Genomic DNA, 22,486 nt, shown 5'->3' on the forward strand with positions numbered 1-22,486 from the left:
ATTTTGCAAAAATGCAGGTTTTTAGAGGTTCTCCTAAGAACTATAAAAATAGAGCGCCTAAACGGGGGATTTGTTTTCAAATTGATGATACTCGATTTTATAAGGAGAAGTCATCCGTCCGGAAAAACTCGTTTATAAACACGGCTCCGATATGGAAGATCATCCGGGGGATTTTCACGTAACCGTTCTCTTTTCGGAACAAAACGGGAAAACCGCGCTGGATATGACTATGCTTTTTAAAACGGCGGAACAACGCAACGAAACCGTCGAAAAATACGGGGCCGTCGAAGGTCTCAATCAAACTATGGATCGTCTGGTCGAATACTTGGCAAAACAAAAAAAAGGTTAAAAACTATATTAGGAGAATCTTATGTCTAAATTTAAAACGATCGTTCTTGCATCGATCGGATTACTCGTCGTTTTCGTCGCGGGTGTACTCGCGGTCGCCTCCACAAAACCGAACACGTTTCGTTACGAAAGAACCCTAAGCATGAACGCGGAACCCGAAAGAATCTTCGCGCTGCTCAACGACTATCATAACTGGCCTTCTTGGTCTCCTTGGGAAAAGTTGGATCCAGGTATGAAAAGATCTTATAGCGGCTCCTCCTCTGGTTTGGGTTCCGTTTACGAATGGGAAGGAAACAGCGAAGTGGGAAAGGGTCGTATGGAGATCATCGAATCGAAATCTCCCTCTACGATTAAGATGCGGTTGGACTTTCTTTCTCCCTTTGAAGCGCATAACACCGCCGAGTTCACTTTTGCGGTTAAAGACGGCAAAACTCACGTGACCTGGGCGATGTACGGTCCGAACGAACTCATTTCCAAAGTGATGGGACTTTTCTGCGATATGGATCAGATGATCGGAAAGGACTTCGAAACCGGTTTGAACAATATCAAATCGACCGTGGATGGAAAATAAAAATGACCGAAAAAAACAATCCCGCTACCGTTCCAGAGTTTACCATATCACGAGTTTTGAATGCTCCGCGCAAACTCGTATGGAAGGCTTGGACGGAATCCAAACTTTGAATATTCAAATTGGATGTCGGATCGGCTCTTAAGCCGATCCAAAGGAGAAATTTCATGAACCGTCAAGAGAATAATACAACCGCGATTTCCGATCAAGAAGTCGTAAGCGTTCGTGTTGTAAACGCGCCTAAAGAGCTCGCTTTCAAAGCGTGGACCGATCCGCAACATCTGCAACTCTGGTGGGGACCGAAAGGTTTTACGAATACGTTCCACGAGTTCGATTTAAAACCCGGAGGCAACTGGCGTTTTACAATGCACGGCCCCGACGGAACGGATTACCCAAATCACAGCGTTTTTGTAGAAATCTTAAAACCGGAACGGCTCGTATTCGATCATATCTCGGGACACGTTTTTAGAGTCACCGCGACTTTCGAGGAAGAATCGCCTAATAAAACAAAGGTGACTTTCCGCATGTTTTTCGAATCTCTTCAAGATTTCGAACGATCCAAAAAGTATGTGATAGAAGGAAACGAACAAAACTTCGACAAACTGGAAGCCGAACTGAAAAGGATGCGGGAACTCTAAAAACAAATAAATCCACGGATCGACATTGAAAATATCCGTATGGTCCCGCGGAAGGGATCGGAGTGGAAATACTGCAATGCAACATGCTCCTAATAAAATTCCAATCGTTTCGATCGAATTTCATGTTGCTTTGCAGATTGAAACGAAGAGCCCGGTCCGGCTTTGGGCAAAGCCCAAGGCCGGAGCCGCCCCGCCCCTTTAAAAAATAATCCGAATTCACTTTCATCGGTCCCTTTTTTGTCCGGGGTCCATCGTATCCTTACATTCAGATTGAGAGGTTAACTACATGCAAACTATGAATTCTGAATGGATGGACGATAGGATCGATGCGATCGCGGAAATTCTCGCCGATAAACTGATCGAAGAAATCCGCAAAAGAGCCTTGGAAAAAGAAGCGCTTCGTCGCAAATCCGAAGCCGCATAACGCGAAAAAACGAAGAACTCGTTTTTTGAAACAATCAGGAGGAAAGAAAATGGCGGAATACGCACTCAAAGAAAAAAAAGGAAGTCTCTTTAGCAACGCGTCCAAGGAAAAAGAAACCCAACCGGATTACACCGGTAAGGTGCTTCTGGAAGGTAAAACGTATCGACTGGCGGGTTGGATCCGCAAATCCGCTACGGGTAAGAATTATCTTTCTTTAAGTATTTCGGAACCGAACCTGGAAAAAAAATCGGAAGGAAGTTCGGTTGTAACGGTAACGGACGGTAACGACTTTACGGACATCGAAGAAGACTTTCCGTTTTGAAGATTGTAAATTTCGGTTTACGACCCGGGCCTAAGTGGAAAAGAATCAAAGATTCCTATGAACTTGTGTGGAACAAACTGCCCGCAAAGTTGAAGAAGGAAAATTGATTTTTCGGATTTTTATACGGAAGACAACTTTGTTAAGCGAACTCAACTGTTTCGGAGAATATTGACCATGGAGTAGAGACCGTTCCTTCTCGACATCGAAAGATGTTTGTCGAGTCCGATCTCCTTTAGAAATTCGAGAGAAGCGTTTTTCATCTCTTCCCGAGTACGTCCCGAAAAAACACGAATGAGAAGCGCGATCATTCCTCGGGTTATCGCCGAATCGCTGTCCGCTTGGAATTCGATTCTGCCGTTTTTTTCTTCGGAAACGATCCAAACCCGGGACTGACATCCGGGAACCAAACGTTCGGGAGTTTTTTCGGAATCGGGAATTTCTCCGAGTTCGTCGCCCATTTCGATTAGAAGTTGATATCGTTCCTGCCAGTCCGTACATTCCGAAAATTCGGACACGATTTCTTTCTGAACTTCCGCAACACTGCTCATGATTTCCATTTCCAACTTTTTCTCATTTCTCTCGTAAGCAATCAGAAAACGCAAACTAACGTCTTAAGCTCCTTATCTCGTTTGTTAGACGAATTCGATTTTACAAAAATGTGTTTTCGGAAAGTCCGTCTTAAAATTAGTTTCTCTTAAAACGAAAGGAAAATACAAAGGTGTGGAGAAAATATATTCATGAAAGTTTATGAACTTCAAAATCAATTCGGTCTGGAAAACTTAAAAATCTCCGAACGTCCCGATCCAATTCCGGGGCCGGGAGAAGTGCTCGTTCGTTTTAGGGCGGCATCCTTAAATTACAGAGATTATCTGATGGCGATAGGTAAATACAATCCGAAACAAAAACTTCCCTTGATCCCGCTTTCCGACGGTGCGGGAGAAGTAGCGCAAGTGGGTCCGGGTGTGACAAAGTGGAAGGCGGGTGACAAGGTTTGTGCGAACTTCGCCCAAAGCTGGTTTGACGGCGCGCCGGAAAGGGATATGCTGAAAAATACTCTCGGCGGTCCGTTAGACGGAACTCTTTGCGAATATAGAATTTTCGGAGAACAAGGTTTGGTTCCTATGCCCGAAAATCTTTCCTTTGCACAAGCCTCCACCCTTCCTTGCGCCGCCTTGACCGCATACACCGCAATCGTAACCCACGGAAACATTCAACCCGGAGCAACCGTCGTCGTTCAGGGAACCGGAGGCGTTTCCATCTTTGCATTACAATTTGCTAAAATGATGGGATGTAGAGTGATCGCGACCTCTTCCAGCCAGGATAAACTCGCCAAAGTAAAGGCCCTGGGCGCGGACGAAGTCATCAACTACAACGAAAAAACGAATTGGGACAGAGAGGTTCGTAAAATGACGGACATGAAGGGCGCCGATCTTATCATCGAAGTAGGAGGCGCCGGTACTTTACAAAAATCGATTTCCAGTACGAAACCTTGGGGAACAATCGCTTTGATCGGAGTTTTAGCGGGTGGGGAAAGCAATAACTTATCCTTATTTCCGATTCTTATGCAGGGAATCAGAATCCAAGGAATCATCGTGGGAAGCAAAAGAAACTTTGAAGATATGAATCAAGCGATCGACACGAATAAGATCCAACCGATCGTGGATCGCGTTTATTCCTTCGATGAGGTTCCTAAAGCTTTCGAAAGTCTGAAAGCCGGAAAACATTTCGGTAAGGTTTGTATCGAAATTTAATCCGAAGTCGCTTTTTGAAAGACGAAAGACATTTACTTCGATCCCTGACGACATCGATAGATCAACTTGCGACCTTGGAAAAGTTCTTATAATCGTTGCGTATCATCTTACGAAAGGGCGAGATTTGATTCTTCCGTGACGAATGAAATCGAGAGGATCGGAATTCAAAGTCGGGTGGTGACTGAGCGTAAGAGTCGTGTTCACCGGAAGACCGTAATTCTTATAAGAACCTTGTAATATAGAAATCATCTTGGTAAGCGCGTATTGTTTGACGATGGACGGAATCCATCCGGGAGTTTTTGCCGCAAACACATCGGGCGGAATTACCGGCTCCGATTACGAGAACGTCCTTACCTTTCCATTCGTTCGTAACACCTTTAAAATCGTGGGAATGTATAAACTTACCTCCGTTTCGAAAAAACCAGAAGTTTGAGGCCGTTCAAACGTTACCTGCGGAGTTCCCGCGTTTCGACAGTTGGAAGCGAGAGTTATTCCGTTATACAAAACTCCCGTTGATAACTTAAAAAACCGAAATATTCAACAAAAAGAATATAACCTTTCAATAATCCTCGTCCGACCAGCCCACGTCCTTCAAAAAGTCGTCGTAAGAACCGTCAAAAATTCGAATCGTATCCTTATCAAATACGATCAGCTTTGTCGCGACCGCTCGAAGATGAAGTTCGTCGTGAGTCACCATAATCACGGAACCGTCAAACTCGTCGATCGCTTCGATCAAAGAATCGCAGGACTGCATATCCAAATGGTTCGTGGGTTCGTCCAAATACAGAAGATGGCAAGGAGTGACTAAAATTTTCCCGAGGAGAACGCGGCTCTTTTCGCCGCCCGAAAGGACTTTGATTTTTTTCAGAGCCTGATCGTCCGAAAACATCAACCCCCCCGCAATGGTTCTCGCCTGCCATTCCGTGCAGGACTTATCGGAAATCATAATCTCCTCGGTTACGGTCGCGTTTTCATTGAGGTTGAGTTTATTGGTCTGACCGAAATAACCTTCCTTCAAAACGGGATGTTTTTTGATCGTTCCCTGAGAAGATTCGAGTTCACCCGCGAGAATTTTAAGAAGAGTCGATTTTCCTTTTCCGTTCTTACCGATGATACAAATTCTTTCCTTGGTTCCGACGCTGATGGAAAAATTTTCGATAAGATACGGCTCCTTACCGTCGTAGGAAAAGGAAAGATTTTCCACGGAAATCATCTGACTCGCGGCAAAGGGAGCGCTGTTGAAATACAATTCCAAATCCTCAATACGTTCCAACGCTTTCATCTCGCCCTGCTTTTCCAGTTTTTTGACTCTGGACTGAGCTCGACTCGCGAAACTCGCCTTCGCTTTAAATTTTGCGATGAAAATCTCTTCCTGTTTGCGTTTTTTGGCTTCATTCAAACGGGTCTTTTCGTAGATTTCTTCGGATTGATTGATCTGATTATAAAGTTTATCCGTGTCGCCCTGAACCTTGATCGCCTTGGTTCTATGAATCGCGATCGTATGAGTGACCACCGCGTCCATAAAACCTCTATCATGAGTTACTAATATGATTTCACCTTCCCATTCCCGTAGAAATTCTTCGAGCCAACGGATCGTAACGATATCGAGATAATTGTTCGGCTCGTCGAGCATCAACATATCTGGAGCCGATACGAGGAGTTTTGCGAGATTCATCCGGATTTGATAACCGCCGGAAAATTCGTTCGGATTTCTTTCCATGTCCCGTTCGGAAAATCCCAAACCGGAAAGAATTTTTTCCACCTGCCAGGTTTCGTATTCCTCCCCTTCGGGAAGACCGAGAGCGCATTCCTCCAAAACCGTAGGTTTGGTAAAATGAAGGTGTTGTTGAAGATGGCCGATTTTATAACCCTTAGGAACGGAAATCGAACCGGAGTCGGCTTCCACGTTGCCGAGAATCATCTGAAACAACGTGGACTTTCCGTGACCGTTCCGACCCACAAGGCCGATCTTCTCTCCTCGGTTGACGCTCAAATGTAAATCGTCGAAAAGGACTTTGGTTGTGAATGCCTTATTTAGGCCGGAAATTTTAATCATCTGAAATAGGAATCCTTACAGTTATGTCCAAGGTTTTAAAACGTGCTAGGATTTCACTCAAAATTGAGAGCGGATCGGTTCCGAAAAAGAAAATAGAATCCGATATATATTCATTATTTGTAATGTACTATCCGTAAAATGGGACCGATTTTATATTCCAAACTTTAGAACTTTCCGCTTCCAAAGATACATTTTAGGACGAGTTCAGCCAAAAGCCGCGAAGCGGGAAACTCAATGTTTCTCCCAACGAAATTGGGAAACCGCGCTTTCAACTTCAATCGCTTCCGCATTGGTAACGCCGAACTTACATTAAAAAAACGCTTTAAGCCGTGGAGGCGGTTTTTCATGAGACTGGCGTTTATCCGCCGTTAGGTGTTGTAATGTCCGATCCTATTTTTACGCTTGCGACCGCATTCGGAATCCTAAGCGGTTACGTTGCCTTGCGGTTGAGCGGGCGCGAAAATTTTCGAAATGCGTTCGAACTAAAACTTCGTCTTGTTAAACGATTGTCGATTGTTAAACGACTTCGGAAGGATCCCAACAAGTTCGGAAATTTTCATCGAGAGAATTCAGAGTTTTCATATCCTCTTTGGTAATCTCGAAATCGAAAACTTTCGAATTTTCGACGATCCTTTCCTTTTTTGTAGATTTCGGAATCACCACGATCTTTTGTTCGATCGCCCAACGAATCAAAATCTGCGCCGGTGTTTTTTCGTATTTCTCCGCGATGTTTACGATCTTCGGATCGTCCACTTTTTGTCCGTGAGCGAGAGGACTATAAGCCTCGAGTTGAATCTTATGTTTTTTACAATATTCTAATAGATCGATCTGGTTTAAAAACGGATGAAACTCCACCTGATTGACTGCGGGTGTGATTTGGGAATTTTTTAACAACTCCGTTAGATGAGAAATCGTGTAGTTACTGACTCCGATCGATCTGCAAAGTTTATCGTGATACGCTTTTTCCAGTTCTTTCCAAGAATCGGTCCTTATGGAAGTCACCGGAAAATGAACGAGATAAAGATCCACTTGATCGATTCCTAATTTTTCGAGACTCGTTTCGAGCGCCTTTCTCGTTTTGTCCGATCCTTGATCCGCGTTCCAGAGTTTTGTAGTGATGAAAATTTCCTTTCTCGGAATCCCGCTTTCGCGTATCGCTTTTCCCACGTCTTCTTCGTTGGAATAAATTTTTGCGGTATCGATATGCCGATAACCCGCTTCCAAGGCGTCTAAGACGGCCTCCTTACATTCTTTACCGGATTTGGTTTTCCAAACTCCAAGTCCCAAGATCGGCATTAAAATTCCGTTATTGAGCGTAACCGCTTGATTGAGAGCATTTTTAGTCATAAAATTTCCTTTAACTCGCGTTAGGCGATTAACTCAACCTTTTGAGAGAAACTCCCAGGGAATAAACGGCGACCGCGAGAACGATGTGGAAAATATCGACGTTCAAAATCGGCCCCCTGGAACCGGTGGTTCCGATGGCAAGACCCGCAAGAATAAAAAGAATCGCTCCTAAAATTCCGTAAAGAGCCGCAACCTTCGTCGTTCCCGAATTTTTTCGAATACAAACGAGAATCGCCGTAACCATCGCCGCTCCACCTAAAACCGTGGACAAAAGCGGAAACGGAAAAACGTATCCGAAAATCACATAAAGGATCAGTAATACTCCCGCGATCGGATAAAAAGTATTCCTTTCCAACTTTTTGATTCCGATATGAAAAAAACCGATTCCGATCAACGGCACGCCTACAAAAGAAGCAAGCCCCACACAAAAACGATAGATCGGATCCAAGAGTTCGATTCCGAAAAAATGAATCGTTCCCAAACCAGCGGAAATTCCTATCGTAAGAAATCCTACAAAGCCGGAGGTTCTGGAATAAGAAGCCGCATTTCTGATTTGAATCGCGGCGAAAACGGATACGAGACTTAAGATGAAATCGGAAAAAACAGTACTCAATTGCATGGTGGATGATAGTTCTTAAAGAAATAAATTTTGCAATTCTTTACTTTCAATAATTCGAAAAAAGATCGAATTCGATTCGAAAACTTTTTCGTCCCGAATCGGTTTCATCGATTGGGACCTTCGGGTTCAAAAACACTAAGGTTCGATCCATTCCCCGAGAACCCAAAAGTTTTAGAAAAGACTATAATAATTTTTGAATATGAATTCGTTTTACGCTCTTGATAGGCTCTGCGATTTTTTGTTTTACGGATTCGATTAACCGGGAATCAGTTCCTGCGAAACGTTTTGTTCGACCCGGAAATTTCGAACGAGAGAGTTGAGAATCCCCGCGAGTTGTTTTAAAAAATCGCCCGTCGCGGTTAATTCTTCCGATTGTGCCGAAATTTCATGAAACGCCGCGTTGATAAGATCCACCGATTCGTAAAGGTTACCGATCTCCGAAAATCTTTGTTCTATATCGGTCATGATGATCTCGCTCTGATTCGTGATGGAAGTGTTCAATCGATTTAAACTTTCTATCAGACGAGAATGATGGGAACCGCTTTCACGTATCGTTATCTGAGTCTCCGCCAAAAATCTAAATTCTTCCGTTAAATTTTTGAAAAACTCCACCGTGTTTTGGACGGTGCTCTTTCCGCGCGAAACCGTGGATTGGATCTCCCCTAAAATTTCCGACGCTTTTTTGGTGCTCTCTTGTGTGTTTGACGCGAGCTTATTGATCTCTTCCGCAACCACGCCGAATCCTTTTCCCGCCGATCCGGAGCGAGCGGCTTCTATGGATGCGTTGATGGAAAGTATTCCCAACTTTGCCGATATGTCGTTGAGAAGTTTTACGAGACCTTCCACTTTTTTTGCGGAAGATCCGATGTCGTTGATATCGGATTCAAGATGATTGAGTTCTTTTCTACTTAAGTCTATCGTCTTAACCGATTCTTCGGATTTTTCCGAGCTATGTTTCAAGTCGGAATCGAACTTTTGAAATCCGAATACGAGTTCGTTTAACAATTTCTTTGCGTTCGTTTCGATTTCTTTCTGTTCCGAAGCGGAGGACGAAATTCTTTGAAACGACTCCCGAAAAGAATCGAATATGGAAGTGACTTCTTCGAGGTTTGCGGCTTGCTCCTGAATTCCGTAACTCATCTTTCCCCAAGCGGTGGAAATTTCGGACGCGGAACTTTCCAGTTCGGTCGACTTTTCTTTGATCGTATAAATCATTTGTCCCAAATTGGCGAGATAACGATTCATCAAAAACGCGATCGCCCCCGCTTCCGTTCCCGTGTCCACGTGGATCTTGCGAGTCAAGTCTCCTCCGCCTTTGGAAAGATCTTTGAGAGAATGGATGAGATCGATCCAACTGGAACCGGCGCCGTGTTCGGTAACGTTAAGTCCTTTTTCTTCGTACTCTTCCTTGACGCGAATTCCGATCGTAAATTTCAAAAGCAAAAATAGAATCAATCCCAATCCGAAGGCCCAGAGGCAACAGATTAAAACTCCGACAAACTGAGGAAACATTCGAATATCTTGATTTTCTGATAAAGCCGGAAGCAATAAAGTGCCTAAAATCCCGCAGACTCCGTGAACCGGAAACGCTCCGACTACGTCGTCCAGTTTTAGGATTTTTTCCAATGTCCAAGCCGCAATCACGACCGAAACCCCCGCTACCGAGCCGATAATCAGAGCGGCATAAGGTTGAAGCGCGTGGCAACCCGCGGTTACCGCCACCAAACCGCCCAAAACCCCGTTCATACAATCTTCCACCGAAGCGACCCTATAAAAAATCCAGGAAAGTGTGATCGCAAGAATTCCTCCGGCGCTTCCGGCAAGGCTCGTGTTCAGAATGATCAAAGGAACTCCGTCCGTAAACGAAAGAGCGCTTCCTCCGTTAAACCCGAACCAACCGAACCAAAGGATAAAAACGCCCAAGACCGAAAAGGTAAGATTGTGTCCGTGGATTTTTCTCGGAGTTCCGTCTTCCTTGAATTTATCCTTTCTCGGACCTAAAACGATCACTCCGGCCAAAGCGATCCAACCGCCTAACGAGTGTACTACGGTGGATCCCGCAAAGTCCACAAATCCGACTTTGGCGATCCATCCTCCTCCCCAAGTCCAATGACCGAAAACAGGATAGATTACGATGGAAACCACGATTGACACGATTAAATATGCAGAAAACTTAATGCGTTCCGCGACCGCGCCGGAAACGATCGTTGCCGCCGTTCCCATAAACGCGACTTGAAACAGAAAAAACGCGAAGTCCTTTCCCGTTTTTAAACCCTCCAAAAAGAAATGATTCGTACCGATCCATCCTTCCTGAGAAAAGCCGAACATCAAAGCGAAACCCACGCTGAAGAACGCGATTGTTCCGACGATATAATCCATGAGATTTTTCACCGCGACGTTGATCGTGTTTTTCAGTCTGGAAAGTCCGGTTTCCAACATGAGAAATCCAGCCTGCATAAAAAAGACCAATGCGGCGCAGAGGATGAGCCAGGCCGGATCGACGGTTTTGGATAATTCCAGAGCGGGTGATTCGGATAAAAGGGGAAGATTGATTCCTAAAAAAAGTATCAAAACGATTCGGTTTGTATGGAGGTGTCGATTGAAAATCCTTCCCAAATGCCTAAAACGCGGGAACTCCGCGAAAAAACGGTTCGGAACGGCAAAATTAATTAAAGGCGACGGTTTCTGTGGGAACTCCTGCGTTTTTTCTTGAAAGGTTTTGGAACGGGCTCTTAAGTTTTTCATAAAATTTTCAAATAAATTCATGTTTTACGATTCCTCGGACTCTTACGCACGGCTTTTCGAATGAACCGGGTTTCAATAAGTTTCCCAATTATAAGTTCATTCTAAAATAAGTTCTTTCCAATAACGAAAAAGCGAAAGAATTTTATTTTAACGTGTGCTCGAACTTTCGGTAAATTTTCGAAAGCCCTCGTCTTATTTTTGCTTCGCAAAGAACCCGGAATGATTTTGTAATCAACGATTTAATCTTTGAATCGAAAATTTTTAGGATTTAACCGCAAAAGGGGCGAAAGTTGCTCTTAGACTAATCGGATTTAAGTAGGAGTTCCCGCATTTTACGAAAAGAACTTTGATTTCGTAGGAGTTCCCACATTTTACGGCTGAAAATAAGTGAAAAGAAGAATCCAATCCGCGCCCTGCCTGTCGAACCAGCCTTCCTCCGGATAAAAAGTTCCATCCGCCTGATCCAAAACCTCTTTCATATAGGGTTCGCCTGGATCAAAATCCTTACCGTCAAGATAAATCGAACCTCCCCATTTTTTCTTGGCTTGCGTATGAGAATAAACCCCCCGCAAAGATTCCACACGTTCGTTGTTCAAAGGAATCTTATATTTTTCGGAAAGTTCTTTTACGAGCCTAACGACCGCTTTCGTTTGTTCTCGATTCGCTAAAAGCATTTCCGTATCCTTGCCGACAATTTCCACTTGGAAGCAGTTCGCGTTCGTTCCCGTAGCCGCCGCGGCCGAATCCAGAATGGAATCCAAAAGTTGATAGATTTTTCCGTCTTGATCCGCAAGAAACGTCGCGGATAAATTACGTTTTTCTAATACTTCCAGCGTCCTTTGATAATCCGGAATTGCCGTGTAGTGTAAAACGATACAATCGGGGCGGATCGATCCTCGATGATTGTAACGAAGCCTTCTTTCTTCGGGGGTCTTTCCGTCGGCGGTTTTTTCGACGGAATTCAATTCCACGATCGGAGCGGGGGTCGCACCTCGGCCTCGGTCGTACGTTTGAACGATTTTTTTACCGGATAAATCCGTGAACTTTTCCTTACGAATCACCCAGCCGGAAACGAATCTATCCTTCCATTCCGTTTCGGGAAAAAATTTTCCTTGGAGCCTGGACAAAACAGAAGAAAGAACTTTTTCACTTCCGCATTCTCCCGTATCCAGAAAACGGCCGAACTTCTTCTTACTCTGAGTATGCGTAAAAATCCCCTTCCCCGAAGCGATATCGTAGTTATTTAGAGGAATTGAATATTCTTTCGAAAGACTTTGAATCAATTCCGTCAGCGCCTTCAACTGAATCTCGTTTTTTAAAACGGAATCGTTTGCTCCCTCCCAGGAGACATGGATCGTAGTTTCATCCATTCCCGGAGCGGCCTTATAAAAAATTTTGGAGGGTTCTTCCACCCCGTAAACGCTTCCGTTTTCAAGAACGATAAAGTGAACCATCCATCCGGAAGATTTGCTTTTGTCCAAGTATTCTTCCGCTTTCAAACCGGAAGTGTGATGTAAAAGAATCGATTTCACCTGAAGGGAACGGCGTTTTTTACCGATCTCATCCAGGGACTCTTTGCCGATTCCTAAAGTCAAAAGGGGAAGGATATTATCCGAACGTTCCGCAACCGTCCTTTTCGACGAAAAGGAACAACTCAGTATGAGGACAAATAAGATTAATTTGGAACGAATCGAAAGCATCATAAAGCGCCGACCTTGTCGCGAAGACGAGTGAGATCCTCTCTTAATTTTTCGAGAGTTCTCGAAAGTTTCCTGTGACGATTGATAAGATCCGAATATTCGGAAATTTTAAAGTTATTTACGTTCCTTTTTTTATCCTCCTCTTGTTCCGGAGCCGAAGGAATCCCCTTAAAAACCTCCGAGGAAGATTCGAATTCCCGAATCAGTTTCAAATACTCCGCCGAACAAGCGGAGAAAAATTCGGGAGAAAGATTCTTTTGGGAAGATTCCATCCGTTTACCAAGCGCGTCCGTGGCGGTTTTTAGAAATGCAAAAAGGGACTGATTATCCCGAACCACTTCGTTTAGGGATTCTTGAAGATGAATTTCCGTTTTACTTTTGGAATGAAGAATTCCTCTTTTAGCCTTCCAATAGATCAGATAGATGAGAACGGCGGATACGATAAAAATAAATGAAAATAGGAAGAAGGTTCTTTTTTCGTAAATCCATTCCAAAGTCTCCCATTGGAACAAATCCGGAGCGTAGGCCGCCATCGCCAAAGCGGTCAACATAATAAAGGTGAAAGAATAAAAGAAAATACGGACTGCCATTCGGTTTCATGACAGATTCTCAGGCTGGACTTGTCAAGGAACCTTCTTGTCGTAAGAAAACCGGCACGAAAATTTAAGATCGTCTCTTATCGATTCCGATAATGAAAGGGATGGAAAAATCCTCTTCAAAAACGTTTTCCGAATCCAAGGTCGTAAATTTCGGGCTTTATAAAATCAAAAAAACTCTGAAAGAAGAGGGTTTTGAAGTCGTGGAAAAACCCGACGGAAAAATTTCACTCGTGATCCGAGTGGGAAAAGAAAAACAAAGATAAAAGGGAATTTCCCCCGGTCCATTTATGCAGCTTGTCGATCCATTCAGAACTTTTTCTATTTTTGATCAATCTTTCACGCCTTTTTAAAACTATTCGACTCCTCATCTAATATTTTTGTGTTAAAGACGTATATCAAACTTTCGTTGAGTATTTAATTAGCGTAAATTCCTCTTAAGAAAGTTAGGGCGAATCCAGCCTTGGCTTTGCCAAGTGCCGGACCGCGCTTTCTGCTCCAATCAACAAATTGACGATTTATTTGAAAAACGAAATTCGTTCGTCATTCCAATTTGTTGATTCCGCTTCAATCGCTTTCGCATGGGCTATACCGAACTCCCGTTAATTATCTGCACTGAAGTTCCCTATGACGGATTCTTTTTGTAATCAAAGGCCTTTTAAAATGAGCTTTGCATTCGTTCTCCTATGAAATCAGTCAAATGAAAATCATTTATCTCGAGATAAAGTCATTAAAATATAATTTGGTAGTCTTTGTAAGGCATTAAGAATAAAAATAAACTAAATTATTTTATATAAATTACTAATATACCGAATCTTAATATATGGAAAATGATTTCGACTTGTATGATCGAGTTGGCGACTGGACTGAGTTAAAATTAGAAATAGTCAAAAAATACGCGGAAAGCTTTCAGGGTGCCTTGAAAAATTCAAATTTTAAAACCATTTATATTGATGGATTTTGTAATTCCGGGGAGGCAATTTCGTAGAAAACTTCAGAGAAAATCGATGGTAGTGCTTTGAGAGCTCTGAAGGTTACGCCACCGTTTTATGAATATCATTTTGTGGATCTTGAGGAAAAACGAGTTCATCATTTACAGAGCCTTGTGAGCTCAGAAGTTAATGCACATTTTCATATTGGAAACTCTAATGAAGTTCTTCCGTCAAAAGTATTTCCAAAATTTCATTATGATAGGTATGAAAGAATATTTTGTCTTTTGGATCCTTATAAACTAACTTTGGATTGGGATGTCGTTAGAGCCGCCGGAAAAAGCAAAATAACAGATGTGTTGATTAATTTTCCAGTGCTTGATATGAATCGAAACGTTTTATGGAGCAACAGCGAGGGTATATCCGGTAACAATCGAGAAAAGATGAATCGATTTTGGGGAAATGATTCTTGGAAAGAAATTGTATATTCAGAAGAAAACGATCTTTTTGGGCCCGTTACGGTAAAAAATGAAAAGCCAATGCATAAAATTCTGGAAGCATACTCTAATCGATTAAAAACGATTGCAGGTTTTGCAGAAGTGGCTAAGCCTTTGCCGATGAGGAATAGTGTAAACGCTATTGTGTATTATTTGATATTTGCCACGCAGAAGTCGCTTGCAATCAAAATTATTAACTCTATTATGAAAAAATACCGAAAATAAATTTATGGGCGCTAAATCGAATATAGAATGGACACAAGCTACATGGAATCCGGTAACTGGATGTACAAAAATAAGCGCGGGTTGTGCAAATTGTTATGCTGAGTCTCTGACAAGGCGATTTGAAAAAGATTGGGGAAAATTTTCCGAAGTAAAAACCCATCCATTTCGTTTATCTATTCCCAAAAAAAAGAAAAACTCTACGATTTTTTTTGTAAATTCGATGAGCGATTTATTTCATAAAGATGTCCCAAATGAATTTATTTTAGAAATCTTTAAAGTGATGAGAGAAAACCCTCAACATACTTTTCAGATTTTAACTAAAAGGCCTGAACGGCTTATTGCTATGCATAAAGAATTAATTTGGACTCCTAATATATGGATGGGGGTTTCCGTTGAAAATAGAAAAGTATATTCAAGAATTGATTTTCTCCGTAAGACGGACGCAATGATTAAATTTCTTTCCGTAGAGCCTTTGTTAGAAAGTGTTGCTGATATTAACGTAACAGGATTGAATTGGGTTATTGTAGGCGGCGAATCGGGCCTAAAGGCAAGACCTTTACAAAAAAAATGGGTCGTTGAAGTGCTACGTATCTGTAAAAAAGAAAAAGTCGCTTTTTTCTTTAAACAATGGGGAGGAAAAAACAAAAAACTCGCCGGAAGACTTTTGAATGGAAGAGAATATAATGAGATGCCGGTAATTCCTAAAATTAAGAAAGCCATTTAAGAAACGCTTTTTGATTTTAGGAATTGAGTAATTCAAAACTTTCTTTTCTTTTAAATTTATACATCGAATGCCTGATAAAATATTTTTTTATAAGCTACATCAGAACTTTAAAATATTCTTATATTTCTTCCAACAACTTACATCGCGTCCGGATCCGCATCCGGAAGTTCCACCTCTTCCCTTTTGGGTTCCGGTTTTAAGAATTCCCCGCATTTCTGCGAAAGTTGTTCGTGAATTTTCCATTTGTCTCCGGCGAGAGGCATCACTCTCAGATAAATCCTATAATTACGGATTGCACCTTTGCAGTAACCGCCTTTGAGATACAATTGACCGAGAAGTTTTCTTGCCGCCGGATGTGCGGGTTCCAACTCGATCACTTGATTGGCAAGTCTCACGGCCTTATCCGGATTGTTCACGGCGAGTTTTCTCGCTTCCTCCCAAGCGGAAGCGGTCTCTTTATCGTACTTTCGATAAAGATCCGTGTTCCCCATCTGAAACAAACGAAAGATGATCGCGTCCTCTTTACCGTTCTGACAAATTCCGTACCAAACGTCCTCCTCCCTTTCGGTGATTCGATTGGCTCGGATCCCGGCAAGCCTGGAACCGTCGATACAACCCGTGGCTTCGAAAAGGTCCTTCATCGCTTGCGGAGAAGTAGCGAGGACTCTTCTGGCTCTGTTTTCAAAAGTTGCGATCTCGTCTTCGGGAAGAGAATCTTCCGGGTTCGGAACGTCTTGTAAACCGGACAAAACTCTCAATTTGATATTGGATTCCAAGACCCAATCGGGTAGATTGAGAGATTTTAAAAACGCGTCTTCTTTCGGAAAGATCCTTCGATAGAAGGAACATCCCGAAAGAAAAAGAAGAATGCAGAGTATTAAGACGAAACGGTTGGAATAAGAACCGAAATAGAAACGGAACTCACGAAACAATCTGTCCGAAAAGAAACGTTGAACTTGGCCTTTTTGATAACCTAAAATTAAGTTCTGAAACACGCCGTAGGAGAAAAACGATCCTGAGAGGACTTTTTGATTTGCCACAATAGGTAACGTATGATTTCTCAACAATAGAATCAATCAGGAATCTATGATCCAAGAACTCAAAGCAGATCTAAACGGAAAGGGACAAAAACACTGCATTATCGTGTCCCGTTTCAACGAATTTATCACGGAAAGCCTTTTGAAAGGGGCACTTGAGTCGTTTCGCATGCACGGGGTGGAAGACTTGACCGTGGTCCGAGTTCCCGGCGCTTATGAAATGCCGGTCGTAGTCTCTAAGGCGGCCGCTTCTAAAAAATACAATTCCATCGTTTGTTTAGGCGCCGTGATCCGAGGTGCAACCGCCCATTTTGATTTTGTTGCGGGAGAATCCGCAAAGATCGGATCCATCGGAGTTCAATATTCCATTCCGGTTATTTTTGGAGTTTTGACCACCGATACGATCGAACAAGCGATCGAAAGAGCGGGAACCAAGGCCGGCAACAAGGGAGCGGAAGCCGCAGCCACGGCAGTGGAAATGGTGAACCTTCTTTCCCTTCTTTAAATGTCAGCCAGACGCACTTCCAGAGAAATCGCCGTCATGGCGCTTTACCAATTGGAACTTACCAAACCCCTTCTCAAAGAGGTTCTCAAATTCAAATGGTACGATAAAAAAATCGAACCCGAAGAAAGGGATTTCGCCCTTTCCATCGTAAATGGGGTTGTGAAAAATCAGGAACAGATCGATACTCTGATCAAGAAGTATTCCAAAAATTGGGACTTTTCAAGAATCAGCGTCGTAAACAAGGCCATCCTTCGTTTGTCCGTATACGCTTTGTTATATACCTGGGAAGTTCCGAAGAACGTTACGATCGACGAAGCGGTGGAGCTTACGAAAGAATTTGAAAGCGAAGAATCCGCTCGGTTCGTGAACGGAATCCTGGACGCAATTCTCAAAAACGAAATCAAATCCGATGGATAAAGAAATCCGAAAAAACAGGTTGTTCTTAGAAGGGATCGAAGAAAAAGAACTCTATTTCCCGGAAGACAAAGAACCCGTTCGGATCCGCAGATCATACAATAAACTTCTAATATTCTGGATTTTGACTGGAGTTCTCGTATTAGGAGGACTCGGTTTCGCCGTTTATCATCAATTTTTCCGGAAGTCGACTCCCGATTCCGAATTTGCAAACTCCTTCAACAAGGATCTGGTTCAGAATAAGTCGGACATCAATCGTCTATTGGAAAGACCTTATCTGCCGGACGGAAACGCAAATCCGGCGCTCACGAAATGTATCAATCTTTATAAGGAAAGATTTACCAGACAAGCATTCGATACTTGTAATGAGTTTTTGGATTCCACGGGAACTCAGGAAGAGAAGTCGATCGCGCTTACCGTCCTCGGAGTGATTCACGACGAAAGCGGACGTTATCCGCAATCGATCGAAAGACTTCAGAAAGCGGTTCAATACGATCCTAAAAATTTTTACGCTTACTACAATCTCACCCTCGCCTACAAACACGCCGGAAGATTTGCGGACGCGAGAATGGCGGCCCTCAAGGCAAAGGAAATCGCGCCTAACGATCCAAGAGTTTCGCTCCTCGCCGGAAATTTATTCAACGAGTTGAACGACCCGGACGCCGCGATCGACGCGTATAAGGAAGGATTGTCCGCTTCCCCGGACGACATGTATCTGACTTACAATCTCGCGGTCAGTTATTTTAAGAAGGGGGAAATTCCCCAAGCCGAGGAGGAATTTAAGAAAGTCGTAATAAAGTCCCCTTCGGGAAGACTCGCGGCCTTGTCTCATTCTTATCTGGGAAACATCGCCTACAACAAACAGGATTTTAAAAACGCCGAATATCATTTCCGTCAGGCGAGCAATCTTTCTCCGAACGAAGCGAAGTATCTTTATAACCTCGCGGTCGTTTTACAAAAAAACGGAAACAAGGAAGAGGCGCTTAAATATCTGGAACTCGCGAGAGACGCGGGTGCGAACGATCCCGAAATTTACAGATTGATCGCGGAAGGATTCTCCAATTTGAATCAGGGAGAAATGTCCATCTCCGCACTTCAGAAAAGTTTAAAGTACAATCCTACGGATTTGGATTCTCTCTTTCAACTTGCGGAGGCGTATTACAACAAAGGCGATCTTCTTGCCGCGGAAGAAACGTATCGAAGAATCGTTTCCTCCACGCCTGGAGATAGTTTTACGGAGACTGCGCTTATCAACTTGGGAGTGGTTCTGGATCAGATGGAACGATATGGGGAAGCGATCACCGCGCTTAACCGGGTCATAGAACTCAATCCTAAAAACGCAAAGGCGTATCATACATTAGGACTTGTTTATAAACATTCCGGTAACGGAACCCTCGCCATAGAAAACTGGAGAAAATCCTCGGCGATCGAACCCGAAAACGTACAAAGCCGGGAGGCCCTCGGAGATTATCTCCTCGAAAATAAGTTCTTCCGGGAAGCGGTGGAAGAATATACGGGAGTGGTAAAACACAAAAACGACGCGTATAAAATCCATCTCAAAATGGCCGAAGCTTATATGGGAATGCAGGACGATTCCAACGCGGAAAAAATCCTTTTGAAAGTTTTGAACGCTTCCAAAGACGGAGCGGATCTGAAAAACGCCCACAAAAAACTCGCGCTTTTATACAATAAATCCAAGGACCCGGATCTGAAAAACAGGGCCAAGGACGAAGCCTTCCGCTCCGCGCACATGGACCCGGACGATATGGAAGGCCGATTAGTACTTGCAAAAATCCTAATAGACTCCAATTCCATCCTCGATCGGGAAAAGGCTATCGACGAGTTGACTGCGATCGTACGTTCCGACGTAAGACCCAAAACCGCGGCGACCGCATACAATTACCTCGGAATCTGTTTTTATAAAAACGGAGAATTCAAAAGGGCCGTTCGAGCGTTTCAGAGTTCGATCGACTTGGATCCTTCCTTGTCAGAAGCGTACGAAAATAAACGCGCCGCATCCGCAGCCTTGGAAGAATCCACACGCAGGGAGGGATTTTTCTGAAACATTTCTTTTTAAACGTTTTCATTCCGTTCTTTCTCATCTCTTCGATCGCAGCCGCCGAAACTCCAAAAGACGAATTTAAGGAAAAGGTAATGAAGCCGCAAGCTTCTGCGATTTCCGAAATTCGAAACAAAAACCGATTGGATCTCGTAAAGGAACTTCCTTCTATTTTTCAAAACGAATCGGTGGATGAAAAAGTCCAATACGCGATCCTAAAACTTTTTTCCGAGTTGGACGATCTCGACGTTCTCGCACCCAATTGGGTCGGCGTTTTGGACTTAGTCTTTCAAAAGACGACTAACGTGACTTTGAAGAAGGAAATCCTTCTATTGGCCGAAAAGAAAAGGGAAAAACGGCTCATCTATTCGGTGATCGCCGCCTTTAACGATCCAGAAACTTCGGTGAGAACCTTGAGTTATCGTTTGATGCATTTGTTAAAGGACGATCGGGCCTTGCCGATTTTACTCGACATGTCCTTATCCAAGGATCCGGTGCAAAGGATGTATTTTTTGGAATCCTCTTTGATCATCAAGGACGAAAGGATTCAAAATCAAATTCATAAACTGGCAAACGACGAAAGTTCGGGTGTGAGAAAAAAATATCTCATCGCGATCAATCGTCTCGGAATGTCCGAAAAATTTTCCCAGTTTCAAAAATCGGCGACGAACGATCCGGACGACGACGTGAGAATGGTCGCATTGGAAATCCTGAAAAATAAAAAGAGCCGCCAACATATTTCCCTGTTTTACAAAGGATTGACTGATCCCAATCCGGACATTCGAAGAATTTCTCTGGAGGCTTTACTCGTCTTCCAAGACAAACAGGGGGCCAAGACGATCTCCGATCAATTGACAAAGGAAGAAAATACGTTTCTCAAAACGAGAATGATCGATCTCTTATTGGATCTCGGAAGCCATGGGGGCGGACAAGGAATCCTTGCCGTGTTGACTAACGCAGAGGAAGCGGAACTTAGAACGAAGGCCGCTTACGCAGTTGGGAAACTCGGAGCCAATACGAGCACGGTCGAACTCACGAAAATTCTTTCCGAAGAAAAAGAGAATAACGTCAAATGGCAGTTGATCCGTTCCTTGGGAGAACTGAAAGATAAGAATGCCGTGCCAGCGTTACTCGTGCTTGCCAGAAATCAAAAAGAAAAATTGAATCTGAGAATCGAAGCGGTCGTCACGATTCGAACGATCAACGATCCGGATAGCCTCCCTTCCATCTTTGAGGCTTACGTTTCCGAAAACGAAAAAACCCTTCGTACAGAATTGGAAAACACGATCCGCGAAATTTTGAACCTGAAGTTTCCGCCTAAGGTTCCTTAAGTCGGCAAACTTTTGAATTTCATTTCGCACGGTCTAACGTGAGTTCTTCAGTCAAGAAATTAAAAAAAATCGGTCTTTGCGGGAGTTCCCACGTACTAGGGGTCAGTGGATAGAAATTCAGATGTCAGGTTAAAATCTTTCCGATTTTATCCATAACGGCACGGAGTTTACCGTTCGTTTAAAACGTGGGAGTTCCCACGTACTAGGGTCAGTGGATAGAAATTCAGATGTCAGGTTAAAATCTTTCCGATTTTATCCGTATTTTGCACTTCCGAAAGGAATGATTGAAAAATACCATTCGGTCCGACCCTCGTCGGAAAAACGTCCAAGCGCAAAACCTTCGGCGTTTGTATCGTAGGAATCGACGATATTTCCCTGTATTTTTTCATCATCGACACAAGGATCCGAAACTTCCTTGTCGTCAATCACTACATCCGTTCTCAATGACACCAAGCTTTTCGAAATTCGAAAAGGTTTGAAAAATTCCAGTTGTTGAAGTTGCCGCAAAGTTCCCGAATAATAGACAAAAGTTTTATTCTTGATTTGGTTTAAATTTAAATCCATCCGGAGAATCGATAAGGAGCCGTAACGAAGGCAACAGCAAGACGGGGTTTTTACTACGATGGTTGTAGATTTTTGAGAAGTTTAAAATCGATCTTGGCCTCTATGTTTTGCCAAGATACTTTATGATCCTTTCGGACATGTTTTAAAATTTCGTTCGTCAGATCCGAATCCAATTTCAAACTTTCACCGAACGACGAACTCGAAAAGAGAATGAAAAGAGTTATGATCCTAAACATGGAAAAATACATATTATAAACTCCTTTACGGATAACACATACGATTTCTGCGTTTTACAATTCGGTCGAGATTTTTGGGATAGGGCACTGTTATTCAAGATTCCTTTTTGATAAAGTAAAATATCCTGAGTTCGGTATAACAAATGCGAAAGCGATTGAAGCGGAAATACTGCAATGCAACATGACTCTGATATGGCGCACCCAACCGAGCCGTAAATATTTTTTCGCATTTTTATCATCAAATAGTTTAACTCGTTAGAGAAAAGCATTCGCGACGATTGATCAGACTGATATTCGCGGGTTGGATACCGCAGGATAATCTATACATCGGGAGCTGTTCTTAGTCTAAAAACGAAGGTCAAATTTGAAATTCAAATTTGCTTCAACACTGAGTCAACAAGTATTCCTCCTTTATCGTACATCTTCTCTAACGAATAAAACCATTTGATGAAACATTATTCTAACTCTAAGCTACTAGATTCATCGCTGCCCAAAGAAAACCGGATAGCTCTCGTGAGACTGCCGTTATCATTACTTGAGGTGTTTTTCCTCTTTGCTGCATATTACGAAACTTCTTGTGTAATCTTAAGGAAGCTTTTTCTGCTAAAGCAACGACTAACGCAGGTTGTCCGACCCTCCTTGCAGTTACGATCTTACTACCTGTTCCGGGAAAGCGATGCTGCCAAGCAGCTTCCGTCAAAATCCTTCTAAGTCTGGGACTTCCCGTTTTTGTAATCCCCGTTTGTTTTCTTTTGGAACCGCTGGAATATTCTCCAGGAACCAGCCCAAGAAAGCTCATGAAAGAACCGGCTGTTTTAAATCTCTTAAAGTCACATACCTCACAAAGTAAA

General features: G+C 43.1%; 22 protein-coding genes and 3 pseudogenes. 13 read left to right on the top strand and 12 right to left on the bottom strand.

What is annotated here, in order from left to right:
* Positions 1-106: 106 nt before the first annotated feature.
* The 5 genes and pseudogenes from LEP1GSC194_RS17275 to LEP1GSC194_RS17295 form a co-directional block, all read left to right on the top strand.
* Positions 107-349, top strand: a pseudogene (locus LEP1GSC194_RS17275) (SRPBCC domain-containing protein); the annotation flags it as partial.
* Positions 350-370: 21 nt separating this feature from the next.
* Positions 371-919: an SRPBCC family protein gene (locus LEP1GSC194_RS17280; protein WP_020774778.1), complete on the top strand. Its 549-nt coding sequence runs from the start codon at positions 371-373 to the stop codon at positions 917-919.
* A gap of 164 nt (positions 920-1,083) precedes the next feature.
* Positions 1,084-1,554 carry an SRPBCC family protein gene (locus LEP1GSC194_RS17290; RefSeq protein WP_020774774.1) on the top strand — a complete coding sequence of 157 codons (471 nt, stop codon included), beginning with the start codon at positions 1,084-1,086 and terminating at the stop codon, positions 1,552-1,554.
* 295 nt (positions 1,555-1,849) lie between these two features.
* Entirely contained in the window at positions 1,850-1,978 is a 129-nt protein-coding gene (locus LEP1GSC194_RS23380; RefSeq protein WP_268766539.1) for a hypothetical protein, read from the top strand.
* A gap of 49 nt (positions 1,979-2,027) precedes the next feature.
* Positions 2,028-2,300: a DUF736 family protein gene (locus tag LEP1GSC194_RS17295; RefSeq protein ID WP_020774809.1), complete on the top strand. Its 273-nt coding sequence runs from the start codon at positions 2,028-2,030 to the stop codon at positions 2,298-2,300.
* 149 nt (positions 2,301-2,449) lie between these two features.
* Here the strand turns inward: LEP1GSC194_RS17295 and LEP1GSC194_RS17300 are convergent, their stop codons facing one another.
* Positions 2,450-2,848: a SufE family protein gene (locus LEP1GSC194_RS17300; RefSeq protein WP_036043582.1), complete on the bottom strand. Its 399-nt coding sequence runs from the start codon at positions 2,846-2,848 to the stop codon at positions 2,450-2,452.
* 189 nt (positions 2,849-3,037) lie between these two features.
* Between LEP1GSC194_RS17300 and LEP1GSC194_RS17305 the strand changes: the two genes are divergently transcribed.
* A complete protein-coding gene (locus LEP1GSC194_RS17305) occupies positions 3,038-4,051 on the top strand; it encodes a zinc-dependent alcohol dehydrogenase family protein (protein WP_020774787.1) in 1,014 nt (337 codons plus the stop codon).
* Positions 4,052-4,156: 105 nt separating this feature from the next.
* Here the strand turns inward: LEP1GSC194_RS17305 and LEP1GSC194_RS21715 are convergent.
* The 7 genes and pseudogenes from LEP1GSC194_RS21715 to LEP1GSC194_RS17340 form a co-directional block, all read right to left on the bottom strand.
* Positions 4,157-4,457, bottom strand: a pseudogene (locus tag LEP1GSC194_RS21715) (monooxygenase); the annotation flags it as partial.
* A 153-nt stretch (positions 4,458-4,610) separates the two neighbouring features.
* Entirely contained in the window at positions 4,611-6,107 is a 1,497-nt protein-coding gene (locus LEP1GSC194_RS17315; RefSeq protein WP_020774785.1) for an ABC-F family ATP-binding cassette domain-containing protein, read from the bottom strand.
* A gap of 516 nt (positions 6,108-6,623) precedes the next feature.
* Positions 6,624-7,454 (bottom strand): aldo/keto reductase, encoded by an 831-nt coding sequence (locus LEP1GSC194_RS17320; protein ID WP_020774810.1) that lies wholly within the window; start codon positions 7,452-7,454, stop codon positions 6,624-6,626.
* A gap of 28 nt (positions 7,455-7,482) precedes the next feature.
* Positions 7,483-8,073 (bottom strand): DUF6962 family protein, encoded by a 591-nt coding sequence (locus LEP1GSC194_RS17325; protein ID WP_020774805.1) that lies wholly within the window; start codon positions 8,071-8,073, stop codon positions 7,483-7,485.
* A gap of 255 nt (positions 8,074-8,328) precedes the next feature.
* Positions 8,329-10,839 carry an ammonium transporter gene (gene amt, locus LEP1GSC194_RS17330; protein ID WP_020774808.1) on the bottom strand — a complete coding sequence of 837 codons (2,511 nt, stop codon included), beginning with the start codon at positions 10,837-10,839 and terminating at the stop codon, positions 8,329-8,331.
* A gap of 350 nt (positions 10,840-11,189) precedes the next feature.
* The gene (locus LEP1GSC194_RS17335) at positions 11,190-12,521 is read right to left on the bottom strand and encodes a peptidoglycan recognition protein family protein (RefSeq protein WP_036043569.1); all 1,332 of its coding nucleotides are present in this window, start codon (positions 12,519-12,521) and stop codon (positions 11,190-11,192) included.
* Entirely contained in the window at positions 12,518-13,108 is a 591-nt protein-coding gene (locus LEP1GSC194_RS17340; protein ID WP_017809345.1) for a hypothetical protein, read from the bottom strand. Before LEP1GSC194_RS17340 ends, LEP1GSC194_RS17335 begins: the two co-directional genes overlap by 4 nt.
* 110 nt (positions 13,109-13,218) lie before the next feature.
* On the opposite strand from LEP1GSC194_RS17340, the gene LEP1GSC194_RS22750 reads away from it, so the two are divergent.
* From LEP1GSC194_RS22750 to LEP1GSC194_RS17350, 3 genes and pseudogenes are all read left to right on the top strand, one after another.
* Positions 13,219-13,380 carry a hypothetical protein gene (locus LEP1GSC194_RS22750; RefSeq protein WP_020774791.1) on the top strand — a complete coding sequence of 54 codons (162 nt, stop codon included), beginning with the start codon at positions 13,219-13,221 and terminating at the stop codon, positions 13,378-13,380.
* Between the two features lie 557 nt (positions 13,381-13,937).
* A pseudogene (locus LEP1GSC194_RS17345) lies at positions 13,938-14,765 on the top strand (three-Cys-motif partner protein TcmP).
* A gap of 4 nt (positions 14,766-14,769) precedes the next feature.
* Positions 14,770-15,489, top strand: a complete 720-nt coding sequence (locus LEP1GSC194_RS17350) for a DUF5131 family protein (RefSeq protein ID WP_017809407.1) — start codon at positions 14,770-14,772, stop codon at positions 15,487-15,489.
* A 137-nt stretch (positions 15,490-15,626) separates the two neighbouring features.
* On the opposite strand, the gene LEP1GSC194_RS17355 is transcribed toward LEP1GSC194_RS17350, so the two are convergent.
* Positions 15,627-16,529, bottom strand: coding sequence for a tetratricopeptide repeat protein (locus LEP1GSC194_RS17355; protein WP_020774784.1), 903 nt, complete (start codon positions 16,527-16,529; stop codon positions 15,627-15,629).
* Positions 16,530-16,575: 46 nt separating this feature from the next.
* On the opposite strand from LEP1GSC194_RS17355, the gene ribH reads away from it, so the two are divergent.
* The 4 genes from ribH (at position 16,576) to LEP1GSC194_RS17375 (ending at position 20,835) form a co-directional block, all read left to right on the top strand.
* Positions 16,576-17,031, top strand: coding sequence for a 6,7-dimethyl-8-ribityllumazine synthase (gene ribH / locus LEP1GSC194_RS17360; RefSeq protein WP_020774761.1), 456 nt, complete (start codon positions 16,576-16,578; stop codon positions 17,029-17,031).
* Complete coding sequence (gene nusB / locus LEP1GSC194_RS17365) at positions 17,032-17,448, top strand: transcription antitermination factor NusB (RefSeq protein ID WP_017808471.1); 417 nt, start codon at positions 17,032-17,034, stop codon at positions 17,446-17,448.
* On the top strand, positions 17,441-19,507 hold the full coding sequence (locus LEP1GSC194_RS17370; protein WP_020774797.1) for a tetratricopeptide repeat protein: 2,067 nt from the start codon (positions 17,441-17,443) through the stop codon (positions 19,505-19,507). Before nusB ends, LEP1GSC194_RS17370 begins: the two co-directional genes overlap by 8 nt.
* A gap of 92 nt (positions 19,508-19,599) precedes the next feature.
* Entirely contained in the window at positions 19,600-20,835 is a 1,236-nt protein-coding gene (locus LEP1GSC194_RS17375; RefSeq protein ID WP_020774759.1) for a HEAT repeat domain-containing protein, read from the top strand.
* 252 nt (positions 20,836-21,087) lie between these two features.
* Here LEP1GSC194_RS17375 and LEP1GSC194_RS22420 read toward each other — a convergent pair whose 3' ends face one another.
* The 3 genes from LEP1GSC194_RS22420 to LEP1GSC194_RS17390 all read right to left on the bottom strand — a co-directional run.
* Positions 21,088-21,279, bottom strand: a complete 192-nt coding sequence (locus LEP1GSC194_RS22420; protein ID WP_156458461.1) for a hypothetical protein — start codon at positions 21,277-21,279, stop codon at positions 21,088-21,090.
* A gap of 173 nt (positions 21,280-21,452) precedes the next feature.
* Positions 21,453-21,647 carry a hypothetical protein gene (locus tag LEP1GSC194_RS17385; RefSeq protein WP_017808590.1) on the bottom strand — a complete coding sequence of 65 codons (195 nt, stop codon included), beginning with the start codon at positions 21,645-21,647 and terminating at the stop codon, positions 21,453-21,455.
* A 454-nt stretch (positions 21,648-22,101) separates the two neighbouring features.
* The coding region (locus tag LEP1GSC194_RS17390) for a transposase (RefSeq protein ID WP_036040695.1) at positions 22,102-22,486 on the bottom strand (385 nt) is incomplete at its 5' end.

It is taken from the genome of Leptospira alstonii serovar Sichuan str. 79601 (genome assembly GCF_000347175.1).
Lineage (GTDB): Bacteria > Spirochaetota > Leptospiria > Leptospirales > Leptospiraceae > Leptospira > Leptospira alstonii.

What these genes read in the sequence shown, in the direction of transcription:
- nusB (WP_017808471.1), top strand. Translation starts at nt 17,032, where the DNA reads ATGTCAGCCAGACGCACTTCCAGAGAAATCGCCGTCATGGCGCTTTAC.
- LEP1GSC194_RS17385 (WP_017808590.1), bottom strand. Translation starts at nt 21,647, where the DNA reads ATGTATTTTTCCATGTTTAGGATCATAACTCTTTTCATTCTCTTTTCG.
- LEP1GSC194_RS17320 (WP_020774810.1), bottom strand. Translation starts at nt 7,454, where the DNA reads ATGACTAAAAATGCTCTCAATCAAGCGGTTACGCTCAATAACGGAATT.
- LEP1GSC194_RS17300 (WP_036043582.1), bottom strand. Translation starts at nt 2,848, where the DNA reads ATGAGCAGTGTTGCGGAAGTTCAGAAAGAAATCGTGTCCGAATTTTCG.
- LEP1GSC194_RS17370 (WP_020774797.1), top strand. Translation starts at nt 17,441, where the DNA reads ATGGATAAAGAAATCCGAAAAAACAGGTTGTTCTTAGAAGGGATCGAA.
- LEP1GSC194_RS17280 (WP_020774778.1), top strand. Translation starts at nt 371, where the DNA reads ATGTCTAAATTTAAAACGATCGTTCTTGCATCGATCGGATTACTCGTC.
- LEP1GSC194_RS17335 (WP_036043569.1), bottom strand. Translation starts at nt 12,521, where the DNA reads ATGATGCTTTCGATTCGTTCCAAATTAATCTTATTTGTCCTCATACTG.
- LEP1GSC194_RS17305 (WP_020774787.1), top strand. Translation starts at nt 3,038, where the DNA reads ATGAAAGTTTATGAACTTCAAAATCAATTCGGTCTGGAAAACTTAAAA.
- amt (WP_020774808.1), bottom strand. Translation starts at nt 10,839, where the DNA reads ATGAATTTATTTGAAAATTTTATGAAAAACTTAAGAGCCCGTTCCAAA.
- LEP1GSC194_RS22750 (WP_020774791.1), top strand. Translation starts at nt 13,219, where the DNA reads ATGGAAAAATCCTCTTCAAAAACGTTTTCCGAATCCAAGGTCGTAAAT.
- ribH (WP_020774761.1), top strand. Translation starts at nt 16,576, where the DNA reads ATGATCCAAGAACTCAAAGCAGATCTAAACGGAAAGGGACAAAAACAC.
- LEP1GSC194_RS23380 (WP_268766539.1), top strand. Translation starts at nt 1,850, where the DNA reads ATGAATTCTGAATGGATGGACGATAGGATCGATGCGATCGCGGAAATT.
- LEP1GSC194_RS17325 (WP_020774805.1), bottom strand. Translation starts at nt 8,073, where the DNA reads ATGCAATTGAGTACTGTTTTTTCCGATTTCATCTTAAGTCTCGTATCC.
- LEP1GSC194_RS17315 (WP_020774785.1), bottom strand. Translation starts at nt 6,107, where the DNA reads ATGATTAAAATTTCCGGCCTAAATAAGGCATTCACAACCAAAGTCCTT.
- LEP1GSC194_RS17340 (WP_017809345.1), bottom strand. Translation starts at nt 13,108, where the DNA reads ATGGCAGTCCGTATTTTCTTTTATTCTTTCACCTTTATTATGTTGACC.
- LEP1GSC194_RS17375 (WP_020774759.1), top strand. Translation starts at nt 19,600, where the DNA reads ATGAAGCCGCAAGCTTCTGCGATTTCCGAAATTCGAAACAAAAACCGA.
- LEP1GSC194_RS17290 (WP_020774774.1), top strand. Translation starts at nt 1,084, where the DNA reads ATGAACCGTCAAGAGAATAATACAACCGCGATTTCCGATCAAGAAGTC.
- LEP1GSC194_RS17350 (WP_017809407.1), top strand. Translation starts at nt 14,770, where the DNA reads ATGGGCGCTAAATCGAATATAGAATGGACACAAGCTACATGGAATCCG.
- LEP1GSC194_RS17295 (WP_020774809.1), top strand. Translation starts at nt 2,028, where the DNA reads ATGGCGGAATACGCACTCAAAGAAAAAAAAGGAAGTCTCTTTAGCAAC.